Annotated in this window: 22 protein-coding genes; 9 read left to right on the top strand and 13 right to left on the bottom strand. The window is 44.1% G+C overall.

The features are described from left to right. Nucleotides 1-55: 55 nt before the first annotated feature. From F0229_RS19265 to F0229_RS19290, 6 genes are all read right to left on the bottom strand, one after another. Entirely contained in the window at nucleotides 56-520 is a 465-nt protein-coding gene (locus F0229_RS19265; protein ID WP_017061871.1) for a TetR/AcrR family transcriptional regulator, read from the bottom strand. A 223-nt stretch (nucleotides 521-743) separates the two neighbouring features. Then, nucleotides 744-1,583, bottom strand: coding sequence for an energy-coupling factor transporter transmembrane protein EcfT (locus F0229_RS19270; protein ID WP_017066577.1), 840 nt, complete (start codon nucleotides 1,581-1,583; stop codon nucleotides 744-746). Further along, entirely contained in the window at nucleotides 1,580-3,274 is a 1,695-nt protein-coding gene (locus F0229_RS19275; protein ID WP_171733485.1) for an ABC transporter ATP-binding protein, read from the bottom strand. The genes F0229_RS19270 and F0229_RS19275 overlap by 4 nt, the downstream gene beginning before the upstream one ends. 6 nt (nucleotides 3,275-3,280) lie before the next feature. Continuing rightward, nucleotides 3,281-3,829, bottom strand: a complete 549-nt coding sequence (locus F0229_RS19280) for an ECF-type riboflavin transporter substrate-binding protein (RefSeq protein WP_017066579.1) — start codon at nucleotides 3,827-3,829, stop codon at nucleotides 3,281-3,283. Between the two features lie 302 nt (nucleotides 3,830-4,131). Further along, entirely contained in the window at nucleotides 4,132-5,262 is a 1,131-nt protein-coding gene (locus tag F0229_RS19285; protein WP_017061874.1) for an HlyD family secretion protein, read from the bottom strand. Beyond that, complete coding sequence (locus tag F0229_RS19290; RefSeq protein WP_123487236.1) at nucleotides 5,262-5,657, bottom strand: DUF3302 domain-containing protein; 396 nt, start codon at nucleotides 5,655-5,657, stop codon at nucleotides 5,262-5,264. The genes F0229_RS19285 and F0229_RS19290 overlap by 1 nt, the downstream gene beginning before the upstream one ends. Nucleotides 5,658-5,907: 250 nt before the next feature. Here F0229_RS19290 and F0229_RS19295 point away from each other — a divergent pair, with 250 nt between their 5' ends. Continuing rightward, on the top strand, nucleotides 5,908-6,810 hold the full coding sequence (locus tag F0229_RS19295; RefSeq protein WP_017061876.1) for a DMT family transporter: 903 nt from the start codon (nucleotides 5,908-5,910) through the stop codon (nucleotides 6,808-6,810). Between the two features lie 32 nt (nucleotides 6,811-6,842). On the opposite strand, the gene F0229_RS19300 is transcribed toward F0229_RS19295, so the two are convergent. The 4 genes from F0229_RS19300 to deoD form a co-directional block, all read right to left on the bottom strand. Continuing rightward, a complete protein-coding gene (locus F0229_RS19300) occupies nucleotides 6,843-8,423 on the bottom strand; it encodes a GGDEF domain-containing protein (RefSeq protein WP_171733486.1) in 1,581 nt (526 codons plus the stop codon). Then, the gene (locus F0229_RS19305; protein ID WP_171733487.1) at nucleotides 8,423-9,892 is read right to left on the bottom strand and encodes a hypothetical protein; all 1,470 of its coding nucleotides are present in this window, start codon (nucleotides 9,890-9,892) and stop codon (nucleotides 8,423-8,425) included. Before F0229_RS19305 ends, F0229_RS19300 begins: the two co-directional genes overlap by 1 nt. 186 nt (nucleotides 9,893-10,078) lie before the next feature. Continuing rightward, nucleotides 10,079-11,548, bottom strand: coding sequence for an IS1 family transposase (locus tag F0229_RS19310; protein WP_171733488.1), 1,470 nt, complete (start codon nucleotides 11,546-11,548; stop codon nucleotides 10,079-10,081). 82 nt (nucleotides 11,549-11,630) lie between these two features. Next, entirely contained in the window at nucleotides 11,631-12,341 is a 711-nt protein-coding gene (deoD, locus tag F0229_RS19315; RefSeq protein WP_048661021.1) for a purine-nucleoside phosphorylase, read from the bottom strand. Nucleotides 12,342-12,687: 346 nt separating this feature from the next. Between deoD and F0229_RS19320 the strand changes: the two genes are divergently transcribed. Continuing rightward, nucleotides 12,688-13,662: a L,D-transpeptidase family protein gene (locus F0229_RS19320; RefSeq protein ID WP_055319663.1), complete on the top strand. Its 975-nt coding sequence runs from the start codon at nucleotides 12,688-12,690 to the stop codon at nucleotides 13,660-13,662. A gap of 175 nt (nucleotides 13,663-13,837) precedes the next feature. On the opposite strand, the gene F0229_RS19325 is transcribed toward F0229_RS19320, so the two are convergent. Beyond that, nucleotides 13,838-14,104: an Lpp/OprI family alanine-zipper lipoprotein gene (locus F0229_RS19325; protein WP_017061882.1), complete on the bottom strand. Its 267-nt coding sequence runs from the start codon at nucleotides 14,102-14,104 to the stop codon at nucleotides 13,838-13,840. A 361-nt stretch (nucleotides 14,105-14,465) separates the two neighbouring features. Here F0229_RS19325 and F0229_RS19330 point away from each other — a divergent pair, with 361 nt between their 5' ends. Next, nucleotides 14,466-15,797 (top strand): DEAD/DEAH box helicase, encoded by a 1,332-nt coding sequence (locus tag F0229_RS19330; protein ID WP_017061883.1) that lies wholly within the window; start codon nucleotides 14,466-14,468, stop codon nucleotides 15,795-15,797. Nucleotides 15,798-15,912: 115 nt separating this feature from the next. Here F0229_RS19330 and F0229_RS19335 read toward each other — a convergent pair whose 3' ends face one another. Next, nucleotides 15,913-17,160: an SGNH/GDSL hydrolase family protein gene (locus F0229_RS19335; RefSeq protein ID WP_171733490.1), complete on the bottom strand. Its 1,248-nt coding sequence runs from the start codon at nucleotides 17,158-17,160 to the stop codon at nucleotides 15,913-15,915. 464 nt (nucleotides 17,161-17,624) lie between these two features. Here F0229_RS19335 and F0229_RS19340 point away from each other — a divergent pair, with 464 nt between their 5' ends. Both F0229_RS19340 and F0229_RS19345 read left to right on the top strand, forming a co-directional pair. Beyond that, the gene (locus F0229_RS19340; protein ID WP_216606188.1) at nucleotides 17,625-18,566 is read left to right on the top strand and encodes a triacylglycerol lipase; all 942 of its coding nucleotides are present in this window, start codon (nucleotides 17,625-17,627) and stop codon (nucleotides 18,564-18,566) included. 38 nt (nucleotides 18,567-18,604) lie between these two features. Then, complete coding sequence (locus F0229_RS19345; protein ID WP_017060037.1) at nucleotides 18,605-19,492, top strand: lipase secretion chaperone; 888 nt, start codon at nucleotides 18,605-18,607, stop codon at nucleotides 19,490-19,492. Between the two features lie 107 nt (nucleotides 19,493-19,599). Here F0229_RS19345 and F0229_RS19350 read toward each other — a convergent pair whose 3' ends face one another. Next, on the bottom strand, nucleotides 19,600-21,243 hold the full coding sequence (locus F0229_RS19350; protein WP_171733489.1) for a methyl-accepting chemotaxis protein: 1,644 nt from the start codon (nucleotides 21,241-21,243) through the stop codon (nucleotides 19,600-19,602). A 480-nt stretch (nucleotides 21,244-21,723) separates the two neighbouring features. Here F0229_RS19350 and F0229_RS19355 point away from each other — a divergent pair, with 480 nt between their 5' ends. The 4 genes from F0229_RS19355 (at nucleotide 21,724) to pstB (ending at nucleotide 25,305) form a co-directional block, all read left to right on the top strand. Continuing rightward, nucleotides 21,724-22,545 carry a phosphate ABC transporter substrate-binding protein gene (locus F0229_RS19355; protein ID WP_017064254.1) on the top strand — a complete coding sequence of 274 codons (822 nt, stop codon included), beginning with the start codon at nucleotides 21,724-21,726 and terminating at the stop codon, nucleotides 22,543-22,545. A gap of 111 nt (nucleotides 22,546-22,656) precedes the next feature. Beyond that, nucleotides 22,657-23,586 (top strand): phosphate ABC transporter permease subunit PstC, encoded by a 930-nt coding sequence (gene pstC, locus F0229_RS19360; protein WP_017064255.1) that lies wholly within the window; start codon nucleotides 22,657-22,659, stop codon nucleotides 23,584-23,586. Between the two features lie 15 nt (nucleotides 23,587-23,601). Beyond that, nucleotides 23,602-24,465 (top strand): phosphate ABC transporter permease PstA, encoded by an 864-nt coding sequence (pstA, locus tag F0229_RS19365; RefSeq protein ID WP_017064256.1) that lies wholly within the window; start codon nucleotides 23,602-23,604, stop codon nucleotides 24,463-24,465. A 90-nt stretch (nucleotides 24,466-24,555) separates the two neighbouring features. Next, nucleotides 24,556-25,305 (top strand): phosphate ABC transporter ATP-binding protein PstB, encoded by a 750-nt coding sequence (gene pstB, locus F0229_RS19370; RefSeq protein ID WP_004737715.1) that lies wholly within the window; start codon nucleotides 24,556-24,558, stop codon nucleotides 25,303-25,305. Nucleotides 25,306-25,555 lie beyond the last annotated feature (250 nt).

Consider the following 25,555-nt stretch of genomic DNA (forward strand, 5'->3'; position numbering starts at 1 on the left):
TCTAAAAAAGGGAACCCTAGGGTTCCCTTTTTCTATTTCAGTAAGCTGGTTAGCGTTACTTGAAGTTGGTGAGATAGAACATTGAGCGTCCGACTACCATTTCAAGGATTCGAACTGAGTTGTTGCCGAAACTGTCCAACATCTTTTCACGAAATTCGCCGTTCGAGCTGAGGTTAAATTGCTCAGGATTCTTGATTTGCGAAGCATGGAAAAACATCAATTTAATCACGTATCGAAACTGCTCATTATCTAGAGCGGCTTGCCAAGATTGGATAAAAAGCGCTTCCGATGAAAAGTCTAGACTGTCTATAACGATCGATAGCATGTGTTCGTGAAGTACTGAGCGAATAGCGCGGGTCGACGGATAATAGCCCTGAAGCGTCGTTAAACTAATGCCAATCTCTTGAGCAATCCTTGCATAAGTTAGTGCTTCATGTCCTTCAGCCAGAAAAAGGTTTAGTACGATCTCATCGTAGTTTTTTTGATTTTCTAGTTTCTGTACTTGAGTAATTCGAGCCATTACAAATCTCTATTGAGTGTAACATTCTGTAAACGAGTATATTAAGAGCTTATGAATTAAATCTCAAACTCCAAGGGTAAATAACTGGTCAATTTATCGTTAAATATAGTCAGTATTGTGTCATTGGTTCAATTATCAATCAGATTTTGGCATAAACAAAAACACCGCCCTATTGAGCGGTGTGTTATTTAAAGTCTTTGTTTATCTATGCTAATTCAGATGACTAGAACGGATACCAAAATAACTGCGGCTCTAGAATGCGTTTCGCAATGGCTAACACCACGATAAAAGCGATGACACCTAAACAAACAAAGTCGATACGTTTCAAAGGTGCATAGCTATACCAAGTGCGAGCTTTGTGTCGGCCAAAACCTCGTAACGTCATTGCGTTAGAGATCTCGTCTGCTCGGTCCAAGCTAGAGAAAATGAGCGGGCCTAGAACCTTAGCCACATTTTTGATTCGAGTAATTAGAGGCGCTTTCTTTGAGAGCTCTACACCACGAGCCTGTTGAGCATGCATGATATTGATGAAGTCTTTCTTAACTTCTGGCAAGTAACGCAGTGTTAAGCTGACCGCATAGGCGATCTTGTAGGGAACACCGATACGGTTGAGGCTCGCAGCAAACTCCGTTGGATGCGTTGTGAAGACAAAAATCAACGCTATCGGGAACATGCTCATGTATTTGAGCGTAACAGTGACTAAGTAAAACAGAGTCTCTTGGCTCAACGAGTAGTTACCCGGCAATGTCAGCAATAAGGTCTCGCTGCCGATGAGCTCAGTACCTTGCTGTGGAGCCAGTAGGTACATGAACAGAGCATTTAGGCTTAATACACTCGCCGTTCCTAATAACAAAGGCTTGTACACGCGTACAGGCACATTGGTCAGCTTTAGCAGGTATAAACCAGTCACAATAAGCAGTGCAATCAATCTTAGGTCGAACGTAGTTAAGACCACGGTTACCCAAGCTAAGAAGAGCGCAAATTTGGTGATGCCGTTAAGTGCATGAAGCGGTGATTTTGTATCAATGTAATTGATGCCGAATTTTACTTTTGATGCGTTCATTGAGCGCTTCTCTCGTAGTCGATGAAGTACTGCATAAACGCATTGGTGTCGTCGATTTTCATCATAGTCGCGAGTTCATAAATGCTGGTGGTACAAAGATTTGCACGTTCTAGAAGTGATGGTTGGCTAAATACTTCCGTCATCGCGGCATTGGCAATCAACTTGCTGTCTGCGATTACGATTGAACGTGTGGTGTACTCGAGAACGAGGTGCATGTCGTGTGAGATGATCACAACGGTAATACCCAAATCACGATTAAGCTTTTGGATGAATGCCAGCATGGATGTGTAGTTAAGGTAGTCTTGACCTGCTGTCGGCTCATCCAAGATAAGAAGCTCAGGCTCCAGCACCAAAATAGAAGCGATGGTTACTCGTTTTTTCTGACCGTAGCTCAGTGCTTCGATCGGCCAGTGGCGGAACTTACTCAGCCCACACAACTCAAGAGCATGCTCTACTTTTTCTGTGATCAGCTCTTCTGCAATGTTGCGGTTACGAAGACCAAAAGCAATCTCATCAAAAATCATATGATGCGAGATCATATGATTTGGGTTCTGCATCACGACACCGACTTTCTGGCTTCTTTCAAAGATAGAAAGCTCAGATAGGTCTTCACCATTTAGATAGGAAGAGCCTGAATCGGCATCGATCACACCCATGATGAGTTTAGTGATGGTAGATTTGCCTGAACCGTTTTTGCCTAAGATTGAAACGAACTCACCCTTACCAATCTTAAAGCTGACATCTTCGAGAGCGTTCTTTTCACCATCGTAAGAGTAAGTCAGGCCGTGGACCTCAAGCAAAGGTTGGTACTGCTTCTCGGCAACTGGAGTCGGGCGCTCTGCAAACCAAGCCTGAACCGCAGGGCGGAATCTTTTGTAATCGAGAGCTTTGAGGTTTGATAGCTTATCTTCACTGGTCAAAGGTGCTTTCGCTGCCTTCAGAGCAGATAAATAAAGTGGTTCACGAATACCGTGTGTTTCAAGCAGTTCAGAAGCTAAGATTTCATCGGGTGTCATGTCCGCGACAATTTCACCGCGCTCCATCAAGATCACTCGATCGATATCGCGATGTAGTACATCTTCAAGGCGATGCTCGATGATGACTATAGTCTTGTTGGTTTCTTTATGAAGTTGGTCGATGATTTCGATAGTCGCTTTACCCGTTTTCGGGTCAAGGCTAGCCAAAGGTTCATCAAACAACAGGATGTCAACGTCATCAACTAAGATGCCCGCTAATGACACGCGTTGTTTCTGGCCGCCGGATAAATCATGTGGCGAGCGATCAAGCATATCTGCTAAGTCGACCATTTTTGCTGTCGACTTAACCAGAGGGTACATATCAATGTTCGACACTAACTGATTTTCCAGTGCGAATGCGATGTCTTCGCCAATACTCAAACCGACAAATTGGCTATCAGTATCTTGTAATACTGTGCCAACCTGCTCGGTATAGTCGTGCATAGAAAAATCAGAAATGTTCTTACCGTTGATCTCTAGAGAGCCAGTCACCTCACCTTTGATAGCATGAGGAATCAGACCGTTAAGGCATTGACCTAGGGTAGATTTACCACTACCGCTTGGTCCAATAATGACGATTTTCTCTCCTTTCTCTATCCTTAGATTGATATTTTTTAGCGTCGGTTTATCCAGCGACTCATATCTAAAAGAGAAGTTCGAAAATGCTATAGTCATTATCGCTTATGCCTCAGTCAGGTTACGGCTTTGTTTGTTGCGTTTAGCGACTGATTTTAGGATCAGTAAGCCAACAACAGCGATCAGAACGGTGTTACCCGCAGCAATGATAGAGAGTTGAGTGAAGACTTTAGTAAACGGTTCTGCATAAAGGATGGTATCTAGGAATGCAGAGCAGCCGTAACCAACCACATTACCGGCAAGGGCAAGTACCACAAACAGCGCGAAGTCCTTCATAGGCAACTCACCTTGCTGAAGGCGGTTCTTGGTCAACATCGGGAATAAGCCGATAACCATGCCTACGATACCTGAGCCTAAAACCCAAGTTAACCACACACCCCAGCCTGCGAATAGATCCGTAACCCAGTGACCGATAAAGCCAACTAAGAAGCCAACAATTGGGCCGAACAAAACAGAAAACAGTGCTAGAACTGCCATCGCTGGTTTCAATGTCGTGTTCGCAAACACTGGGACACCAAACATAGGTAAACCACCAATGCCGTACAGTGCCGCGCCAATGGCAATAACGACCACTGTTTTAGCTGAAAAGTTCATAGATAACCTCGAATACTGAAAGATAAAGCTTAATAAAGAACGAATATTCGCCATTATTAATATGCGTCTCAATGAGAACGTTTTTTGGGCAAATATAAAAAATAAGGCGCGCATTATACAGTAGAACCCTTACATAAGGGAAGGTAAGTGTCTAGATGTCTAAAATTCCATCTGAACACCTAAATATCGTGTAAAAAGCGCAATTTTACGGTTAATCAAGCAACAAAAAAGCCAGAGCGGGTCTGGCTTTTTCATTCGTCTTAACAATGTGTTAAGCGGGTTCGTCACGTACCTTTGACCGTTTAGTGGTCTAGGTATAGATAGTTTTGCCAACTCTTCATGCGAATAAGGACCTTGCGCATGATTGAAACGTGGGTGAAGCTGTCAGAATAAACGGCAACTTCAACCGCGGTACCCATAGGTAAATGGTAGTCAGACAGGTCATCAGTGATGGTCATTTTAGCAAATACGCGTCCATTAGTACGAAGTGCATTGGTACCAATAAGTGTCCCGCGCGCTTGAATTTGACTCTCACCAATAGCTGGGATTATTTCATCAATGCGTCCTTTGAAAATCTTGCCTGGTAGTGCTCTGAATAAAAATTCAGCTTCGAAACCAGGATGCAGTCGTTGCAATGAGTTTTGTCTGAATGCTGCGATGTAGTATTTTTCTTCCGTATGGACAAATGTCATGACAGGAGCAAGAGGTAGCGGTACAGCCATTACGCCTGGACGCAGTGCTAGTTGTGTAACATATCCATCCGTTGGTGCTCTCACGACCGTTTGGTCAAGGTTGAATTGAGCCTTACGTAAGTCTGCAAGTAATCCTGCCACTGCGGTGTTCTCGCCACCAATTTCAGAATTTAGAGCGATCTGAGCTTGTTGTTGACTTGCTTCTGCTACTTTTACTGCTGCTTCCGATGCCTTATAAGCTTGTCTACGAGTATCCAATTGTTGTTCGGTAAACGCACCACTTTCAAAACCACGCTTATAACGAGAAAATTCGCGTTGCGCTTTGTCTCTTTCTGCAATCGCTTTGATTTTAGCAGCTTCAGCTTCAGCAACTTGAGATTCAAGCCCAAGTGCTCCTTGGCTTGCTTCTTTTACTTTCGCTTCGAGCTTAGCGACTTCTGCTTCAAAAGGGATAGGGTCAATTTTAAAGAGGATGTCTCCTTTCTTTAAAGGAGAATTCGCCTCAACAGGAACCTCAATGACTTTACCTCTAACGCCTGAAACAATTGGAGTCGTTGAGTAAACTTGGTTGCCAAGTTGTGTGAAAGGATGGTTGTAGTTCATTAATAGGATCAATGTTCCTACGATGACCACACCACCGAGCACTGCGGTAGGCACTGTCCATTTGTTTAGAGGGATATTGAATACTTTGAAAATCGTAATACAAAGTGCCGCGTAGGTCATTATCAGCAGTAAATCCATTACTTAGCCTCCTGATCTTGAACGTTGGTGGTCTCTTTCTCTGTGCTGTTTTGCACAGTAGCCGCTTGTTTGAGTTGGGCAATTTCGTCCTGAAGTGCGCTCACTTGGTCGATTAGAGAGTCGACACGGTGATGAATGTCGTGTTGTTCTTCTTCAAGCTTAGCGAAGCCCCAGCCACGATCTTTGCGCCACAACGTAGCCCAAATCCAAAGGAACGGCCAAATAGTGTGTAAAGTGAATAGGCTAACCCAGCCTGAGACGTGAATTGCGTCTTGGTGAGGATGATTACGTTCTTTGGCTATTTCATAAGGGATATCGTGAATAACGATGATGCCGTAAAAGATGACTAGAGCAACGAAAATGAGTAAGCCTAGTGCAAAGTAGTCTAAAAACATAACAGATCCTTGTAATGTTAGATGTTAGTTATAAATATAGTACGCTATCATCCAAGTAATTGTTATAAAAATGATTTGCTGAGTTATAAATAATGAGTGTTCACTTCTAATGTGAGCAAAACCATTGACGAATCTTATAAAATCTAATCGCGTTTGAAGAGGCTATTTCGGCTTTCTGGTTGGTATTTTAGCTGAAATGATGACAGCTACGATTCTAAATGACGTGCACAACCACAAAGGATAAACACGGATGTATATAGGTGAATTGGCGGCTATTGGTGCTGCGATTGTGTGGGCGTGTGCGACATGGATTTATGGACAGTTTGGTCATCGCTTCTCTGCGATGCAATTGAACATTGTTAAGGGTGTAGTGGCGTCAGGGATGATGTTGCTGGTGATGCCTCTTATTCCGATGCCGGAGTTTGAACTGAGTACCAACCATTTTCTGATATTGGCAATTTCAGGTGTGATTGGCATTGCGATTGGAGATAGCGCCTATTTTGCGGCGTTGAAAAGAATCGGTGCCAATAAGACGCTGTTACTGGAATCTTTAGCCCCGCCTCTTTCTGGTGTGCTGGCATTAATGTTCCTGGGCGCTGTATTGACAGTGCAAAGTTGGCTCGGTGTCGTGATTACAACACTAGCGGTGACCTTCGTTGTCTTCCAGCCATCAAAATCGGCGAGCGGTGAATCGAATAACAAAGCGCAGTGGGGTGGCATTGGTTATGGGCTTGTGGCGAGTGTCTGTCAGGCATCTGGTGTGGTTATTTCTCATTACGCGTTAGTGGCGGGTGATATCCCACCATTGTTAGGTGCTTTGATTCGCCTGACGATTGGCGTGTTTGCTGTGATGCTGATTATCCCTTTCGTTGAAAAGAAGCCGTATTCATCGATAAAAAGAGATTTATGGGAAATGACCAAGCTCGATAAACTGTGGTTATTAGGAGCAATCTTTGTCGGGACGTTTCTCGCTCTATGGCTTCAACAAGTGGCGTTGAAGAATGCTAACCCTGCGATTGCACAAACGTTGATAGCGACCAGCCCGGTCTTTATTTTGGTGATTTATGCGCTGAAAGGGGAGAAGGTGTCAAAGCAAAGTATCATAGGCACACTTGCCGCCCTTGCTGGTATTTCTCTGTTCTTTTATCAATAAGCAGTTGGCCTAAGCTACAGAGCTATATGCCACTACTCTGTACACACTTGATTACGGCCGTTGGCTTTAGCTCGGTATAGCGCTTTATCGGCACGGTAGAAGGTACGTTGAGTATTCTCTCCGTCACGATGCAAAGTGATACCAATACTCACGGTCAAACCGCGCTCCCCAAGTATCTCATGCCAACCGAATTGGAAAATGCGCTCTCGATAATTTTCAGAGTGCATTTCTGCCTTCGGAAGATCAGTGTTCTCTAGAATGACGAGGAACTCTTCTCCACCAAATCTGACACATGACGCGCCTCTAAACTTAAAGTATGAACGTAGCTCTTGAGACACACTAACAATCGCTTTATCGCCCACTAAGTGACTCAGTTCATCATTGATAGACTTGAAGTGGTCAATATCAATAACCATCAGCGCGAAAGAGGTATCGTGCAGCAGCATGTCTTTCAGTTTCACATCTAACCAGCGGCGGTTGTGCAACCCTGTTAATGGATCTGTGAATACGTCTTGTTGAAGCTGAGCCACCGCATTCTTGTGTTGTTCCGTTGTCTCTTTGAGCTCTTTGTTCTCTTGTTCAGAGAGAATGAGTTTGAGTTGTAATTCAAAACGGGACAGGCGGCGTAGTTGGCTTGCACCGAGTTCACTGATCGGGATCTGCTTCATCAGATCGGTTTCAATTCGGTAGCCTTTTTTCTCATAGCTTAGCGCTTCTTGAAAACGCCCTTGATTCATACACACATCACTCAGCGAATCGTAGAATCGTTTTGCAAGTACTGGCGACGAGTAGGCTTTCACGCGTTTGTCTGTGCTCGACAAAATCATGCTCGCGTAGTCTTGCTTGCCGGTTGCACTTAGGCAATGTGCGAGCTCTAGACGAGTCATGGTTGCAAGCCAGCTTGCTTGAGTGCTGTTGGCTGGGTATTGAACCTTAGACAGACAGCGTAGCGCTTCATGGTGTTTTTTCTTAGCGCGCAGCACCTTTGCTTGGTAAAGCAGTATTTGAGCTGTGAGCAACTTGTCACTGACCAAAATACTCAGTTCTTCGCACTCATTCAGTAAATCGCTGGCTGCTGTAATGCGATTGAGTAGAAGTAGGCTTGCTACCATATGCAGCTTGAATTTGAGGCGAAGTGAGCGACTGCTTATCGCATGGTCTATGCTGCTGATTTTTTGGTAGTAACGAAGTGCTCTGTTGTGATCGCCATAGGAATCACACAGGTTGCCCATGCCTAAAATAGCTAATACATACTCATCGATATGACCGTGTTCAACCGCGATAGTCGATGAACTGACGAATTCATTGAGTGCTGAGGTGTAATCACCAGTTTCAACTAAGCGGTCACTTAAACTGGCTTTGACTGTCAGAATATCTTCGATATCGGCAGGAAGGTGGAGCAGATCGAGTGCTCGTCTCAACTCTTCGATACTGGTTTGATTTTGTTGTAACTCGGCACGGTATTCAGAGCTAATGATATAGCAGTGCGCTTGTTCTGTTTGCGTTGTCGAAACGTGCTGACGAATGTGGTTCCAGAAGATGATCGCTTCTTCACCTGATACTGATGAAGGGTCTAAACCGGCGTCTGTGATCTTGCTTAATAGAGTTTCCATTATTCTATTACCTCAGCATCGTCTTCTTCGAGTTGTTCAAGCGTGAACGGGAACGTCAAAATATCATTGAGGCTGACGCTTGGTTTCGAACCTTTTAATCCTTTTCTATGCCATGGATAGATATCGAGCATGGTGCTGAGAGTTTGGAAGGTTTGTTCTGCGGCTTCTCCTTTCTCGGAAAGCATAAGAGCCACACGTTCAGAACTTAGCCTTGCGATGAAGTCATTCTGGTTACATAAAGCATGAGCAATCTCGGTACAGATATCTAAATAATCAGTATCGACATGATGGAACATAATGATGCTGTGGTTCGAGCGTTTAAGCTCTGTCTTGAACAGCACCAATTTTTCCCACCAAAAGGTTTCAGAGACAACATAAGAGAGGTGCTTCTCAGGGTCGTACTCGTGTTGACCGCGAATACGGTTAATCAGTTTTCGTGCTCTCTGTTCAAGCTGGCGTTTTGAACTGCGTGCTTTGTCCAAACCGACACGTGTCGTTTGCTCTTTGAGCATGCCGATAGAATATTGACGGTACTTTTTAAAGGCGACGAGCGCGGCTTGGAAGTCTTGGTTTTCTTCCGCCACCAAGGATTGTTGGTAACAGATTTGGCTCAGCAACTCGCCATTATCGAACTCGTTTGCGGATTGTTCTGCGAGCCTTAGTAATTCCGCCGCTTGTTCTGGTCTTTTTCTCAGGAGCTCCAATCGCGCTCGACTGATGTATGAGTGCGCCTTCATCCAAACTAGGTTGTGTTCGACTGCCAGATTGTGCGCTTTGGCCGTGGCACGCTCTGCGTCATCTAAGCGCTCAAGGCCAAGTAGAGCAAGGCCTCGGAAGTCCCACACCTCAGCATGCCAAGTGTTATCTTTATGGTCTTTTAATGCTTCTTCTGCACCGTCCAATACCGACAGCATTTCAACATAGTTGTTGAGTAGGTAGTAATCCCACGCGAGCAGTATTCTGGCTTTGCCCTCTAACCAACCAATGCGGCTGTTGTTAGCCACTTTAACGGCAAGTTGGTGGGTAGAACGTGCAAGTTTATATTCGTGGGTCATTCGCCAAATGTTGCCAAGGCCAATGAGACATTCAATTTGAATTTCGACTTCATCAACCAACGCGGATTGCTCTAAGGCATTGATCCAGAACTGTTGGGCGGAGTAATATTTGGCTTGCCCCCAGAACTGGAGCGCGTGTAAATGGAGGATTTCAGGGAGAAAAAGGTCGGTATCTAATCGGCTTTGGCGCTTGTAGGCTTCCTTGATGTATTTTAAACCTTTTTGGTAATCCATCAGGTTCCAGCTACATCTTGCCATTAGCATCAATGACTGGATGGCACCCTCTTCAAACAGAACTTGCTCTGATCGGACTAGGCACTGTTGGGCAATCTCTAGGATCACCGATGGCTCAGAGTCGACACGAGTTTTGAGTTTTTCTAATTCTGTTTCAAGAAGGTACTGATTTTTGTCCAAGACTTACATCCATGATTATCGAACATATTGATAACACAATCATTATAAGAGTGTAATTTGAGATAAGCACCAATTATCTTTCGTAGAGCGTCAAAGGAACATCGATCTTTTCTAATTATGGGGGTTACCTCATGTTGTCGCTTTAAAATCAATGAGTTCCCGAATAATTACCTAGAGGCTTTGTTGCTATGAAAGTAGTTGCTTTAGAGTTAATGGCAGCTCCGCTACGCCTAAGCGTTGTGCTGCCGTGAGCCCTTGCTTATCTTGGTAGCACAGATTGTGCCAAGCTCTAAATATGTCGAGCAATGGAAGAATGCCCCCAGGACGAAGCTTACGTCTGGGCTCATTAATAAAGCTATCAAATAACAACTGAAAGCGCTGTTGATAGAACTTAGTTTGTTGAATTGAGGCTGTGTTAAACCACTGTTTTGGTTCTGGATTGTTACCGGTTAGGTAGCAGATACCTTTCTGGTTATCACCCTGATTGGCAATAGCCCAGCGATCTCGCCACCAACTCATGTGAACGATGTCGATCTTTTCAAAACTTTGGTCGTCTTGCCAGCCTGAATCTTCTTCGACATACATGAGGTCAATATTTTGACTCTGAATGCGCGGCAAACATACACTTAAAGCGGCAGATCTTAGTAATGGATCTTGTGGCATATAGATGGCGACATGCTTGTCTTCGTTACACATATCCAACACATGTAAGAAGTGAGCATAAGAGGTATAAGGCGGTCGAATGAGAGCGCCTTTTGAAGGGTAACTAAATGTGGTGAGGTTACCCATAGGGTCCTCAACGTTACCTCTCGCAAGAATCACTTGGTACTGCTGTTCAATGCGCTCTTTTAGTTTGTCAGAGGGCTGAGGCAGTTCGAGATTTGCTTCTGAAGAGTGCTCTTTGGATACAAATCGTGCCACATCATCATAAGGGTTATGGTCGACGTTTCCTGATGGTTCTTCATTTTGAGAGTAGTTAACGTGTTGGCAAAGTATATAGCCAGAATGCGCCTCGCCCGTCGCTATCCACACCACACCGTTGTTACTTTGTGGTTGCAGACGCTGGTAGTGAGATGCGAACTCGTAATCTTTCGCATGGTTAACCCATCGTGCATCGATCATCGCTAATTTACGACGACAACGGCTCGCGATATGGTCAACATGATCATAGAAAGTCTTTGGGTTGACCTCTAATTTTCGGCAGATTTCACGTACGGAATAGCCCATGAACAGTAAGCCCATGAGGTTTTCTTGAAATTGAAGTTTTTTATTGGATCCAGACCATTTATCAACGAAGGTTGATTGGCAGTCTTTGCATCGATAACGCTGCCTGTCGCCACTATAGCCGAAGGCATGATAAAGATGTTTGTGGGTATGAACCGATAAGCCGAAGTTATCGCAATCATCATTACGACAAGCAGGGAGCCCATCGCTGTGAAGTTGTCTTAGGCGATGAAGTTCGCTTAACACTTCACGATTGTTAAGTAAGGGGGGGAAAGCTCCACATTCACGACAAACCATCGCTGGACGCTTAGGGTTCGCGTGTTGCAAAACATACCGTTTTGCATCGCTCAAGCCAAAGTTGTCACACGCCAATGTTTTACAAAAGTTGAGTTGCAAACCATCCGCATCTTTTGGCAGCTTGTCGTTAGACACGATCTCCCCCTCGGGATTATTTGAGCAGCCAAGCGAGCTTGGCTGCGGGGTAACGCTTTTCAATGTATCTTTTATCAAGTCGTTAGATGTTGATTGCTGTCTCTAGAGCAACTTTCATCATGTCGTTGAAAGACTTTTGACGCTCTTCAGAGCTTAGTTTCTCGCCACGGATGATGTGGTCAGATACTGTTAGGATAGTCAATGCTTTAGCACCAAGGTCTGCAGCAACACCGTAGATACCAGCTGCTTCCATATCAACACCTAGGATGCCTAGTTTTTCCATTTTTTCGAAAAGGTCAGCTTCTGGAGTGTAGAAAAGGTCAGCAGAGAATACGTTACCAACTTTAACTGGAACTTCTTGTGCACGTGCTTGGTTTACTGCTTCTTCTAGAAGGCCGAAATCAGCGATAGCCGCGAAGTCGTGGTTGTTGAAACGAATACGGTTTACTTTTGAGTCAGTAGAAGCACCCATACCGATAACAACGTCCATTAGTTTAACGTCGTCACGTACTGCGCCACAGCTACCTACACGAATAACATTTTTCACACCGTACTCAGCGATAAGCTCGTGTACGTAGATGCAGCATGATGGGATACCCATACCGTGGCCCATTACAGAAACTTTCTTACCTTTGTAAGTGCCTGTGTAGCCAAACATGTTGCGAACGTCACAAACTTGCTTCACGTCATCAAGGAATGTTTCTGCAATGTATTTTGCGCGAAGCGGGTCGCCCGGCATAAGTACTGTTTCTGCGAAATCACCAGCTTGAGCATTAATATGAGGTGTAGCCATGGTCGTTCTCCAAAGTTTAAACGGTAATTATAGGAACAGGATTTAATCAATTACCGATTCTGTTGAATTGAATTCGTTTTGTTGAGGCAATATTAGCGAGTTAGAACGTGGCTCCATGAGACTTTAGTCACAAAATAGGTCTGTCATTATAGTTTTATTAATATTGATAACCAAATATGTTGAAAGCGTAAAGGCAATCGATTTTGTATGGGTAAATTGCAAGCCAATGAGAGGAAAAGGCCCACATATAAACTTGTTGCCTATCAGTTTCGAGACAACAATACGTTGTAGAGACGTTTGATCAGCGATAATCTAAACTTTGATAAAAGACAAACCAAGGATTTGTATGTCGTATTGCGCTAACTCGACGCCTTTGCAGTCAATGAAAACCCGACTACACAGGGCAGCATCGCTTGTTGTAAGAACTACTTTGCTTGCCAGTGGAATAGCTTCATCGTGGGTGTCTGCTGCAACCTTTGAATTGCCACCAACAGAAAGCCGTATTGTTGGCAGAATACAGCAGCATGAAGTGGTGGCGGGCGAAACCTTGGCCATCATTGCCAAGCAATACGATATTGGTTTCCTCTCTTTAATGGCAGCCAACAAAGGAGTGGATCCTTTTCTTCCCGCGGAAGGTTATGTGTTGAGCATTCCAAGTCGTCTGATTCTGCCTGATACCCCAAGAAAGGGGATTGTTATCAACCTTGCTGAGTTGAGGTTGTACTACTTTGAGCCCGATAAAAATCAAGTACATGTTTTTCCTGTCGGCATCGGTCGAGTGGGACGCGATACCCCCGAGATGATCACCAAGATAAGTCAAAAAAGACCGAATCCAACATGGACGCCACCAAATTCAATCCGCAAAGAGTATCTTGAAAAGGGCATTGAATTACCGAGAGTGGTTCCTGCCGGACCGGAAAACCCATTGGGTGAGTACGCTTTGAGGCTTGCTTATGGCGCTGGTGACTACTTGATCCATGGTACTAATAAAGACTTCGGAATAGGTTTACGAGTTAGCTCTGGTTGTATCCGAATGGAACCTAAGGATATTGAATGGCTGTTTGAGCAAGTGAACCGTGGCGAACAGGTCACCATTATCAATGAGCCAATCAAAGTGTCACTAGAGCCAGATAGAAGTGTGTTTGTCGAAGCGCACGAACCATTAACTCGAAGTGATGGTTCAAAGAAATCATTACAGATCCCTGTGGAATTAAAATGGTGGCTTGAAGACGCAGAACTGCCTAATTCAAAAGCGAAGGCGGTTATCTTTGCTCAAAACGGCGTGCCTGTAGAGATAGCACCACCTGTGATTGAGTTTTAATTCGATTGCCTCTTCTGTAACAAGGGGCGGTTTCCCTTTCTCTACTCGAATTAGTCCCTTCTACTCAAGTTAGTATCGCCCAAAAAAAGCACCACATCCGTTAAGAGGTGGTGCTGTCCATATACTGCTTTTGCGACTTATTTAAACTACAGCTTAATCGCACTTAGATCTCAAACTACTTAGTGTACGACTCAGCGATGTTGTCGATACGTTCGTTAGCACGATCCGCTTCTTCTTTTGCTGCCATAGCGGCTGCTTCTGCTTCTTGTGCCTTCATTTCTGCGGCTGCTTTGTCACTCTTAAGTGCTTCAACTTCGCTAGTAAGTTGAGCCACTTGGTTAGTTAGTTGATCCATTTCTGACACTGCAGCTTCTTCTGGCTCTGAAGAACAACCGGCTAAAATGAAAACTGAGGCTGCAGCTGCGATTAACGTCTTATTCATAAGAACTCCTTGCTTATTTATCATCAAAAGATGCGCTATACATTCTTTATCATATAGTCGCTTCATTAATGATTGTAGCGACTAATTTTTTAACTGCAAAAACAATAAATAAAGAAATTGCTAAATTTTTGAGGTAATTAGCTGAGTATCACGTTGTGTCTCATTTATGAGATGAAGGATTTAGAGACGACTTGAAGGTGTTTTTGGAGAGCTATCCCTTTGCTAGCAATGCATACGTTGTTCTAGCTAAAGATAGATAAAGGGATAAATTTACTGTGATCTCTATCCTTATAAAGTACTTTCGCGGTATCATGTCACGTTAAATTAATTTTATTCAATACCATCATGACTGGAGAGTCCTTTGCACTTTAAAGATTTAGGCTTAGATAACCGCTTACTGAAGAACTTAAAACATTACGACTTCAAGAAGGCGACAGAGATCCAATCAAAAGCGATCCCTGTTGCTATTGCTGGTAAGGATCTATTGGCTTCATCAAAAACGGGATCAGGAAAAACATTGGCGTTTGTGTTGCCAATGATACATAAAGCATTAAAAACAAAAGCGTTTTCTGCTAAAGATCCTCGTGGTGTAATTTTGGCTCCTACTCGTGAGCTAGCGAAGCAAGTTTACGGCGAACTGCGTAGCATGCTTGGTGGTCTGTCTTATGAAGCGGCGCTTATCTTAGGTGGTGAGAACTTTAACGACCAAGTTAAAGCACTGCGTAAGTACCCTCGTTTTATCGTTGCGACTCCAGGCCGTCTTGCTGACCACCTAGAACATCGTTCATTGTTCCTAGATGGTGTTGAAACGCTAATCCTTGATGAAGCGGACCGTATGCTTGATCTGGGTTTCGCTCCAGAACTTCGTCGCATTGCCAATGCAGCTAAACACCGTCGTCGTCAAACGTTGATGTTCTCTGCAACGTTAGATCACGCTGAAGTAAATGGCATTGCAAATGAAATGCTAGACGCACCTAAGCGTATCTCTGTTGGTGTTTCTAACGAGCAACACTTAGATATCACACAGAAATTCTACTTATGTGATCACCTAGATCACAAAGAAGCGATTTTAGACCGTGTACTGGAAGAAGCTGAATACCGTCAGGTAATGATCTTCACAGCAACACGCGCTGATACTGACCGTTTAACAGATAAGTTGAACGAGAAGAAGCTTAAAGCGGTAGCACTGAGTGGTAACCTAAACCAAACGCAACGTAATGCTATTATGAGCCAGTTCGAGCGTGCGGTTTACAAGATCTTGGTAACTACCGATGTTGCTTCACGTGGTATTGATATTCCAAACGTGAGCCACGTTATCAACTTTGATATGCCTAAGCATACGGAAGAGTACGTGCACCGTGTAGGTCGTACTGGCCGTGCGGGTAACAAAGGCGATGCGATTTCTTTGGTTGGTCCAAAAGACTGGGACAGCTTCAAGCGTGTTGAACTTTACCTTCAACAAGATTTGACCTTCTCTGTACTTGAAGGCCTAAAAGGTAAATTCAAAGGCATTAAGCCACGTAAACCTGCGTTTGCTAAAGGCGGTCCTGCTAAGAAGAAGACCAACACTCAAGCGAAGAAAACGCCGAAGAAACCAGTTAAGCGCGATAAGAGCTTCCACCAAAATGTGGCCGTGGGTGATACCGTGTTTATCCCTAAGAAGAAAGTCGCACCAAAAGTGGACGACGAGTAATCACCAGCCAGTTTTAAAGCGTTTGCTAGTAAAACTGACATAAATAAAAACCGCCAATATTAGGCGGTTTTTTTGTATCTCGACCTTGGCTCAGCCATTACTTTTCGATATTTAGTTAGAAATTGAACGTCGAGAACGAATACGCCAAGATGTGGTCGGCAATGTATTTATGAGTAGCTGTAGTTGGGTGTGTCACGCCCCAAAATACATAACTGTCTGAACCATAGGTGGCACAGTCATTGGTTAAGCTGTGGCTTCGCAAGTAGTCCGCGGCTGAGCTTCGATTGATATTAAGACAAGCATCACTCGCGTTTCGAAAGCCATGTTGTTCTGGGTTATCGGTAATGCTGGCGAACAACGCACTTGCATCGAACAACACCACGTTTTTCCCCATACCTTGGTAATACTCGGCTTGAGCTTTGATGAACTGGTTGAATTCTAAGATCTTGCCACGAACTTTTATTATCTCTTGTTCGGTAGAGTATTTGAATTGAGGGGCTTTGGTTGCATCGGGTAAGGTGAACAGCAGGATATTGTTCGCACCAGATTCTGTTAAGCGGATCAGCGCGCTGCTAAAGTCAGCCTTTACATCGGCGACTTCTCGGTTGTAATTCATGAAGTCATTGAGGCCAAACTCTAAAGTAAACAGTGAGTTTTCCGGACGATAGTTTTTGGCGACTTTCATGTAGGTCAGATAAGAGGTGACTTGATCATAAACACCAGTCAATGCCACGTATTGGTTGGTACCTGCGGCGCCACCCACAGCCCAGTTATACAGAGGGACATCTTTCGCTTTTGCTAAATACTCCGTCCAGACTAAACCATTCGAAAAGTGCCCTAAAAACCACGAATCTGCGTTCGGAAAAACCCATTGTGAGCCATTAAATAGATTACCAGTGTCGGACAGGCTATCACCAAAGGTGACAATACGATTGATGCTACTGGCTTGAAAAGCGTTGTCGTTGGTCCAGATTGAGTGGTTGTAAGAGAAGCGATTATCTGCGGCAAAGTAGGTGATGTCAGCGGCGTCATGTTGGATGTCGAGCGTCTGTTCGCAACGTTGTTTAATTTCCGATTGCGGGGCATCGCTGTAGAACATGTTTTTGAATGAAACGGAAGACCACCAATATCCGTTGATCGTGTAGTAATCACCATTCTCTTTCTTTGCCCACTTCCAGTCGGTGGTTGGGGAGTCATGAGAGGCATCGGTTCGATACCAACATCTAACATATGAATAGGTCTCTGAGCCTTGTGCACTGAGTACTTGTGCAGATGTAATCGATTCAGGTGTTGGTATTGAGTCTTCAGCGGCATAAGCGCCAAAAGGCAGGGCTAACGTGAGTATTAAAGCCGTATTTTTCATCACTGTATTCTCTTTTATATTTAGATGAGCCAAACAGAAACGCTGTTGCTTGATAAGTGGATAAGTAAATAACTGGTACGACCTATATCTAAAATCAATAATTAGCGTCAATACATTCAGGGTTGTGGTGTGTCGTTAATGGAATAAGCATCAAGTTATCAACGAGTTTTGGTTGAAAAATACCTGTTTCCAAACGGTTATTTGTCGAATAATTTTGGTTTATTGAGAATGTTGAATTGATATTTGAGTCGGGATATTGAAAGAACAATCTCATCAACCTTAGTTAAATGTTAATTTAATCAATTGCTTATGTTTTTTTCCTGATTTTGTTTGCCTGATGTTCATCGCACCTGTTTAATTCAAGTTCGCCATCACAAATATGAAGTCGTTACTTTCTGTTTTATAAAATCATCATCTACGGTTCTTTTACTCATCAGAGGTCTAATCTGTTTAAGGAAAGAGCATTGAAAAAGATATTAATTTGGACGATAGCCTGCCTATCCAGTTTTGGCGTATATGCCGGAACGAGCGCATCAGCATTAGAAGCCAGGGGATACACTGAAACGAAATACCCCATTATGTTGGTACATGGTCTGTTTGGTTTCGATACATTAGCGGGCGTTGACTATTTCTATGGCCTACCTGAATCCCTAACCAAAGATGGCGCGAACGTATATGTCGCTCAGGTCTCTGCAACCAACAGTTCAGAGGTCCGTGGTGAACAGTTACTCAGCCAAGTTGAAACGCTGTTAGCTGCAACAGGAGCAAGTAAGGTGAATCTGGTTGGTCATAGCCACGGTGGGCCTACGGCTCGTTATGTTGCGTCAGTTCGACCTGATCTTGTTGCTTCAGTGACCAGTATTGGCGGTGTGCATAAAGGTTCTAAGGTCGCTGATCTCGTTCGAGGGAACGTATCTGAAGGCTCTGTTACAGAAGGTATCGCGGTTAAATTAGCAGGTGGATTAACGACACTGATTAACCTTTTATCTGGTGGAACGGATCTCGACCAAGATGGCCTCGCTTCTCTTGAAGCATTGACCACAGAAGGCTCGCTAGCCTTCAACCAGTTTTACCCTGAGGGCGTTCCGACGTCTGAGTGTGGCGATGGTGAGTGGCAAGCAAGTAACGGCGTTTATTACTATTCATGGACAGGGTCTTCCACTTTTACCAACCTTCTTGATCCTACCGACGGAGCGATGACAATCCTAGGCTTAGCCTTCAACGAACCTAATGATGGCTTAGTAGGAGCATGCAGCGCGCATTTGGGCAAAGTGATTGGTGATGATTACAAAATGAACCACCTAGATGAGATTAATGGGTTATTGGGAATTCACCACTTGTTTGAGACAGATCCTGTAACTCTATATCGTCAGCATGCCAATCGATTGAAGTTGGCTGGCTTGTAGTCTGCAAAGCCGTTTAACAAGAAAACAAGGGAAGTATGATGAAAAAGACCGCCATTTTGTCGATAACCACGATAGCCCTGATGAGCACAGCGGCGGTCTTTTTATATCTAAATAATCAAGATACACATACTGACGACGAACAACGCGTCTCCTCATTGAAAGTCACCTCTCAGCAAGATACCGACATCGATAACGCATCAGCAAAAGACATGATGGAATATTTCGTGTCAGGTAATGCAGAATTAACCCTTGAAGATATTCGAGACAACGTGGCGAAACACCACGAACAAGCATCAACAACCGTGGTTGATGAAGCACTGTTTGCCAAATATCTTGAGTATAAGTCGGCACTGACATCGTTGGACGTGCAGTTCGGTACCACATCCATTTCCGCTGATGATCTACGTGCACTCAATCAAGCGCTCCTTGACCTCCAAGCTCAGTTTTTCAGTGAGAGCGAGATAAGTATTCTGTTTACGCACGACAACAGAATGAGAGAAATCGCCTTAGAAAAGTTACTTCTGAAACAGGAGGGATTAGAGGATGAAGAATACCAACAAAGACTCGAATCCTATCTATCTGAGCAACCTGATTATGTTCAGTCGAGTCACCAGAATCAGGTGTTACTCCAACAGCTCTCTAGCTCTGAAGGTCTCGATGAACAGGGTAAATACTTAAAGAGAAGCGAACTTGTCGGTGAAGAAGCAACCCAGAGACTTGAAGCACTTGATAAACAAAGAGCGGCCTTTGAAGACTCGTTAGAGGTCTACTTCGCAGAACGAAATGATGTCTTGAAAGATTCATTCCTATCAAAAACCGAACAACAAGAGAAGATTGCGCAACTTAGGACTGAACATTTCCTACCAGAACAGCTTAGAAGGGTAGAAGCGATTGAAAGAATTCGAGCGGCTGAATCTCGTCAGTAGTGTCTAAAAGCGAAAAACCAGCCATGATGGCTGGCTTTTTGTTTATCGGCGAGTTCTAAAGAGCATACAGCCTGAATCTGTTTGCCTTGAACTTCGTACCTTGAAGCCTATACCTTAAAGTAATCCAACTGCTGCTTCTGTTGTTCTGCTAGGTTAGAAAGCTCGTGGCTTGCTGCAGCGGCTTGAGTAATGCCGGTAACGTTTTGGCTTACTAGGCTGTAGATGTTTGAGATGTTACGGTTGATGTCTGAGGTTACTTGGCTTTGCTCTTCGGCGGCAGAGGCAACCTGAGTGTTAATCTCAGTCATGTCCGTTACCGAGTTAGCAATGCCTGAAAGCGCCGCGCTTACTTCACCTGCAAGAGTTTGGTTGTGTTCCAGCATAGATAATGAGCTGCTCATGCTTTCATTCGCGTTACCGGATTGAACCTGCAAACCTTCTATGATGGTTTGGATCTCTTTGGTTGAATCTTGTGTACGTGCCGCTAGCATTCGAACTTCATCAGCAACCACTGCGAAACCACGACCGCTTTCACCTGCACGAGCGGCTTCGATTGCTGCGTTAAGCGCCAGCAGGTTAGTTTGTTCAGAGATACTTTGAATTACCTCAATCACTTTACCAATCTGTTCAGAGTGCTCTTTTAGCGTGCCCACAACATTTGCGGCTTCGCTTAGCTGAATCGCCATCTGTTCGTTAGCTTTGTTGCTTTCATTAAACAAGCTCATGCTGTGTGTCGCCATTTCGTCAGCTTGCTTAGACGCTGAGTCGGCTTGTACTGCGTTCTCATTAACGTGTGCTGCTGTGCTTTCCAATTGGTTCACAGCAGAAGCAACTTGCTCCACCTCTTGCTTCTCTTGGTCTGAGTTAACGCTGGACTGTGTCATTACAGCCGCTAGCTCTGTCGACGCAGAAGCCACTTCGATACTGATTCGAGACAGCGAGCTTACCGTGTCACGCAGCTGTTCAACAGACTGGTTTACGTCTTGCGCTAGGCGTGAGATTTCGTTGTCGCCATACTCTTCTGCTTTAACTAACAAGTTACCTTTTGCTACTTCCCGCATCGTTTCTTGAATGTTGCTGATCGGCTTAACAATGATACCAGCCAGCGTCCAACTGATAATTAGAGCTACAGATAGGATCACCAACAGTGCAATGGTCGCAGTAGTCAGCGTGCTAGCGTGTTGCTGGCCGTTGATGTCGACCTCTTGAGTGGCAAGCAAGTTCAGCTTTTTAGACAGAGTATTGATCGCTTGCACCATTTCATTACCCGCGTGTCGGTATTGGTCGATTGCGATCTGGTAGCGGTTTTCAAAATCTGAAGAGAGTGATGTATCGCCGTGTTTCGCTCTTAATAGAGGAAGCATGGTGGTGCGAGAAAAGTCGACATAGTGATTCATCGCTTTGTTCATCGCGGCCACTTCATCTTGCATGCCTGGCACTGTGTCTAATGAATTCAGTAGGCGAGTATTCTGATCGCGTTTTTGGTTTAGTGTTTCAACCAATGTTTTTACGTCATCAGCATTGAATAGACTGTAAATCGCTTTGATGCGCATGCCATAGCTGTTGTCGACGATTTCGCTAAGTTCTTCTTTATGTAAGATTAACTGGTCGGTTGCTACTGACACATCTTTGAATGCACTTTCTAGTTTTTCACCACCGATAATGACACCGGCTAAAAGTAAGACAACGGAAAATAGTACGGGTATAAGAATTTGTATTTTGATTGATAAGCCACTGAGAAGTTGGCGCATGTAATGTCCTTCTTTGAATAAAATAAAAAGATGAGAATTATTATTATTAGAATTAGTTGGCGATTCTAACTAATGAGACTGACAATTCAATCAGTAAAGGCTTTGATTTCGTTATATGCGATAGGTATTTGATATAGATGGTTGTTTATTGTTCTAAATGGCGATAAAGGTGGATCTTTTTATCCATCGTGTTAGGGCTAATTGATTGATAAATAGAGAAATATATTGGTTAGTATTCGATATAAATAGGGAAGGAAATCTAGCTTTTTGGTGCTCAAACGATGGTGAGACCTGCATTCACTAACTGCATCTGATGGGGGCGCGACTATCAATTCATCGAGTAGGAGAGAAATTAGCCATTAATTTGTAGTTGTCATATAGGCTTCAATTAAGTGAAACACAACTGTCACATTCAGATTCTAAAGTAGGCCTCGTTCAAGCAAAACATTACGGCAATAACGCCACTAAAGGAAATTTGTGATGAAAAAGACAGTTATCGGTGCAATCGCACTACTAGGCGCTCTAACAGTGAATACAGCTTCAGCTAAAGAAACTATCTCTGTAGTTGGCTCTAACAGTGCTTCTCCACTGGTTGAAGTTTTTGCAGAAACCTACATGAATAAAGGCGAACCAGTGTTCATCGAAATTCAAGCACCAGGTTCTTCTGCAGGCATCAAAGCAGCAAAAAATGGAAGTGCTGACCTTGGTATCTCTTCTCGTGACCTAAAAGAAGAAGAGAAAACAGCTGACCTGAAAGAGCTAGTTATCGCTCGTGACGGTATCGCAGTTGTTGTTAACCCGAACAACGAAGTATCTGCTCTTACTGCTGAGCAAATCACTTCAATCTACAAAGGCGACATCACTAACTGGAAAGATGTTGGCGGTGCTGACAAGCCAATCGTAGCAATCACTCGTGATACTGCATCAGGTACACGTGGTGCATTCGAAGACATCATGAAGCTTAAGAAGAAGATTGGCGATAAGAAAGTATCGGCTATCTCTCAACGTGCACAAGTTGCAAACGGTAACGGCGCACTTAAAGTTTCTGTAGCAAGCAACCCATACGCTATCGGCTTTATCTCTCTAGGTACAGTTGACGAATCTGTTCAAGCTCTAACTATCGACGGCGCTGCTGCGACTGTAGACAACGTTAAGAACGGTTCTTACAAAGTTGCTCGTCCATTCCTAGTTCTTTACAAAGCAGGCGCTCCAACAGCTGAAACTCAACAATTCCTAGATTGGATGGTTGCAGATGAAGCTCAAGCTATCGCTGGTAAGAAAGGCTACATCACAGTTAACTAATCTTAACTGACTCAATCTTAATTATTGCTCAGCCTGCTTTAGGCTGAGCCTTTTCTTTCAACTTTGTTTATTTCGAGCTCTTATTGAGCCACAAAGTTTGAGATTTTATATATGACCATCGCAAATAGTGAAAAGCTTATGAATACTGAAGCGACTCAAATCAACAAGCCAAGTCTACGTGCTAAGAAGCGCATCGACTGGAGAGAAAGAATCTTCCACGGCTTGTTCTTATCGAGTGCTGTAATCGGCATCGTATCACTAGCCGTTATCGCTTACTTTATCGTTGCAGAGAGTATCCCTGCATTCCAAGAGGCCGGTGTTTCTGGCATCGTTCTGGGTGTTGACTGGTTACCTCCAGCTCTATTCGGTGTTGCAACCATGATTGTTGCATCGATTGTTTCGACACTTGGAGCTGTAGTTGTTGGTGTGCCAGTTGGTGTATTAACCGCTATTTTTATTGCTGAGATTGCTCCAAAGCGTCTTGCAGATATTATTCGACCAGCAGTTGAGCTTCTAGCGGGTATCCCGTCGGTAGTTTACGGCTTCTTCGGTCTAGTAATTATCGTTCCAATGATTCAAAACGTTTTCCAAGTACCAGCGGGTAACACTATCCTGGCGGGTATCATTGTTCTGGGTATCATGATTCTTCCTACCGTTATCACGGTTTCTGAAACTTCGATTCGTGCGGTACCTCGTACATACAAAGAAGGTTCACTTGCACTGGGTGCTTCGAAAATCTACACGATTTTTAAGCTACTCGTTCCTGCTGCACGTTCAGGCATTATGACTGGTGTGATTTTGGGTATCGGCCGCGCACTTGGCGAAACGATGGCAATCATCATGGTTATGGGTAACGCGCCAGCAATGCCAGAAGGCATTTTGGACTCTGCTCGTACGCTAACAGCAAACATTGCAATTGAAATGTCTTACGCAAGTGGCGTTCACGCTAACGCACTGTACGCAACAGGTGTTGTACTTCTAGTGTTCATCATGATGTTAAATGGTGCTCTACTTTATCTTAACCGTGAAAAAGCGAAGTAGGCGAGGATAAGTAATATGGATCGCGTAAAACTAAAACAAGCACGTCAAACCAAAGATAACATCCTAAAAGGTTTTATCTGGGCAGCTGCAGCTGTAACCGTTGGTTTCTTATTCTGGATTATTTGGTACATCCTATCGAACGGTCTGCAATACGTAGATTGGAACTTCATCACTGACGATTACACTCGTACTGGTGAAGAACGTGGTATTTTCCCAATGATCATTGCCACGATCTACATGGTAATCGCATCGATTGCGGTAGCCGCGCCACTGGGCATCATGACGGCGATATACTTAACTGAATATGCGAAAGTAGGTAGCCGATTGGTGAAAGTGATTCGATTCTGTACTGAGTCGTTAGCTGGTATCCCATCGATCATCTTTGGTCTGTTCGGTATGACCTTCTTTGTTTCGATTCTTGGTCTTGGCTTCTCGATTCTGTCGGGTGCACTAACGCTAAGTATCCTGATTCTTCCTGTAATCATTCGTACTACAGAAGAAGCATTGATGGCAGTGCCACAAACTTACCGCGAAGGCTCATACGGCCTTGGCGCTTCAAAAATCTACACTATCTGGCGTTTGATCTTACCAAGCGCAATGCCAGGTATCTTAACTTCGGTCATTCTTAGTATTGGTCGTGTAATTGGCGAATCAGCACCTGTATTTTTAACAGCAGGTATGGTGGCACGTGTTCCTGAGTCGGTATTCGATTCTGGCCGTACACTAACGGTTCACCTATATAAGCTGACAACAGAGCTATTTACTATCGATGAGTGGAACCAAGCCTACGGCACGGCGACAGTCCTAATCGTACTGGTTCTCTTGATCAACATGGTTACAAAACTGATTGCCAGACGCTTCAACACGGCAACTTACTAAGCTCATTAGCTGGCTCATAAATAAAGCGAGCCCCCGTGATAAAGAAAGCATCAAGTTAGACACGAATTTAAGAATTTAGAGATTACGAACATGAATAAATTTGATATTGAGAACCTAGATCTGTTTTACGGCGACAACCAAGCGCTTAAATCTATCAACCTGCCAATTCCAACTCGCCAGGTTACTGCTCTGATTGGCCCGTCTGGCTGTGGTAAATCAACACTATTGCGTTGTTTGAACCGCATGAATGACCTAATTGAAGGCGTTACGATTAAGGGTAAGCTGGATATGGATGGCACTGACATCTACGGTAATATCGATGTCGCTGACCTACGTATCCGCGTAGGCATGGTATTCCAAAAGCCAAACCCGTTCCCAATGAGCATCTACGAGAACGTGGCATACGGCCTACGTGCTCAAGGTATCAAAGACAAAAAACACATCGATGAAGTGGTTGAGCGCTCGCTACGCAGTGCTGCACTGTGGGATGAAGTAAAAGACCGTCTTAAAGCGCATGCATTTGGTCTGTCTGGTGGTCAACAACAGCGTCTATGTATCGCACGTACCATTGCAATGGAACCAGATGTAATCCTGATGGATGAACCAACATCGGCTCTAGACCCAATCGCGACACACAAGATTGAAGAATTGATGGAAGATCTGAAGAAAGACTTCACTATCGTTATCGTAACGCACTCAATGCAGCAAGCGCGTCGTATCTCAGACCGCACGGCTTTCTTCCTAATGGGAGAGCTTGTAGAGCATAACGAAACCAGCGTTATCTTCAGTGAACCAAAAGATGATCGTACTAAAGGTTACGTAAACGGTGACTTCGGTTAATCGACGATTTACGTGTGGTATTTAAGCGATTAGATACCTTTACACACTAACTGAAACGCAGGTTAGATAATCGAATAGAACAACAGAATTATCACTATAACTATAAGCGATGGAAGTTTTGCCCCACTATAGGTGGGGCTTTTTTATGGTGCGCCGAGCATGGCGTTGATCTAGGAGGTGAAAGTCCTCTACGGGCTCAGTCGAGCGAGAACTGTTAGCCTATGCAAGGGTGTTCACCGTGAGGTGAAAT

Source organism: Vibrio sp. AIC-3 (assembly GCF_013114515.1).
In the GTDB taxonomy this organism is placed as follows: Bacteria; Pseudomonadota; Gammaproteobacteria; order Enterobacterales; family Vibrionaceae; genus Vibrio; species Vibrio crassostreae_C.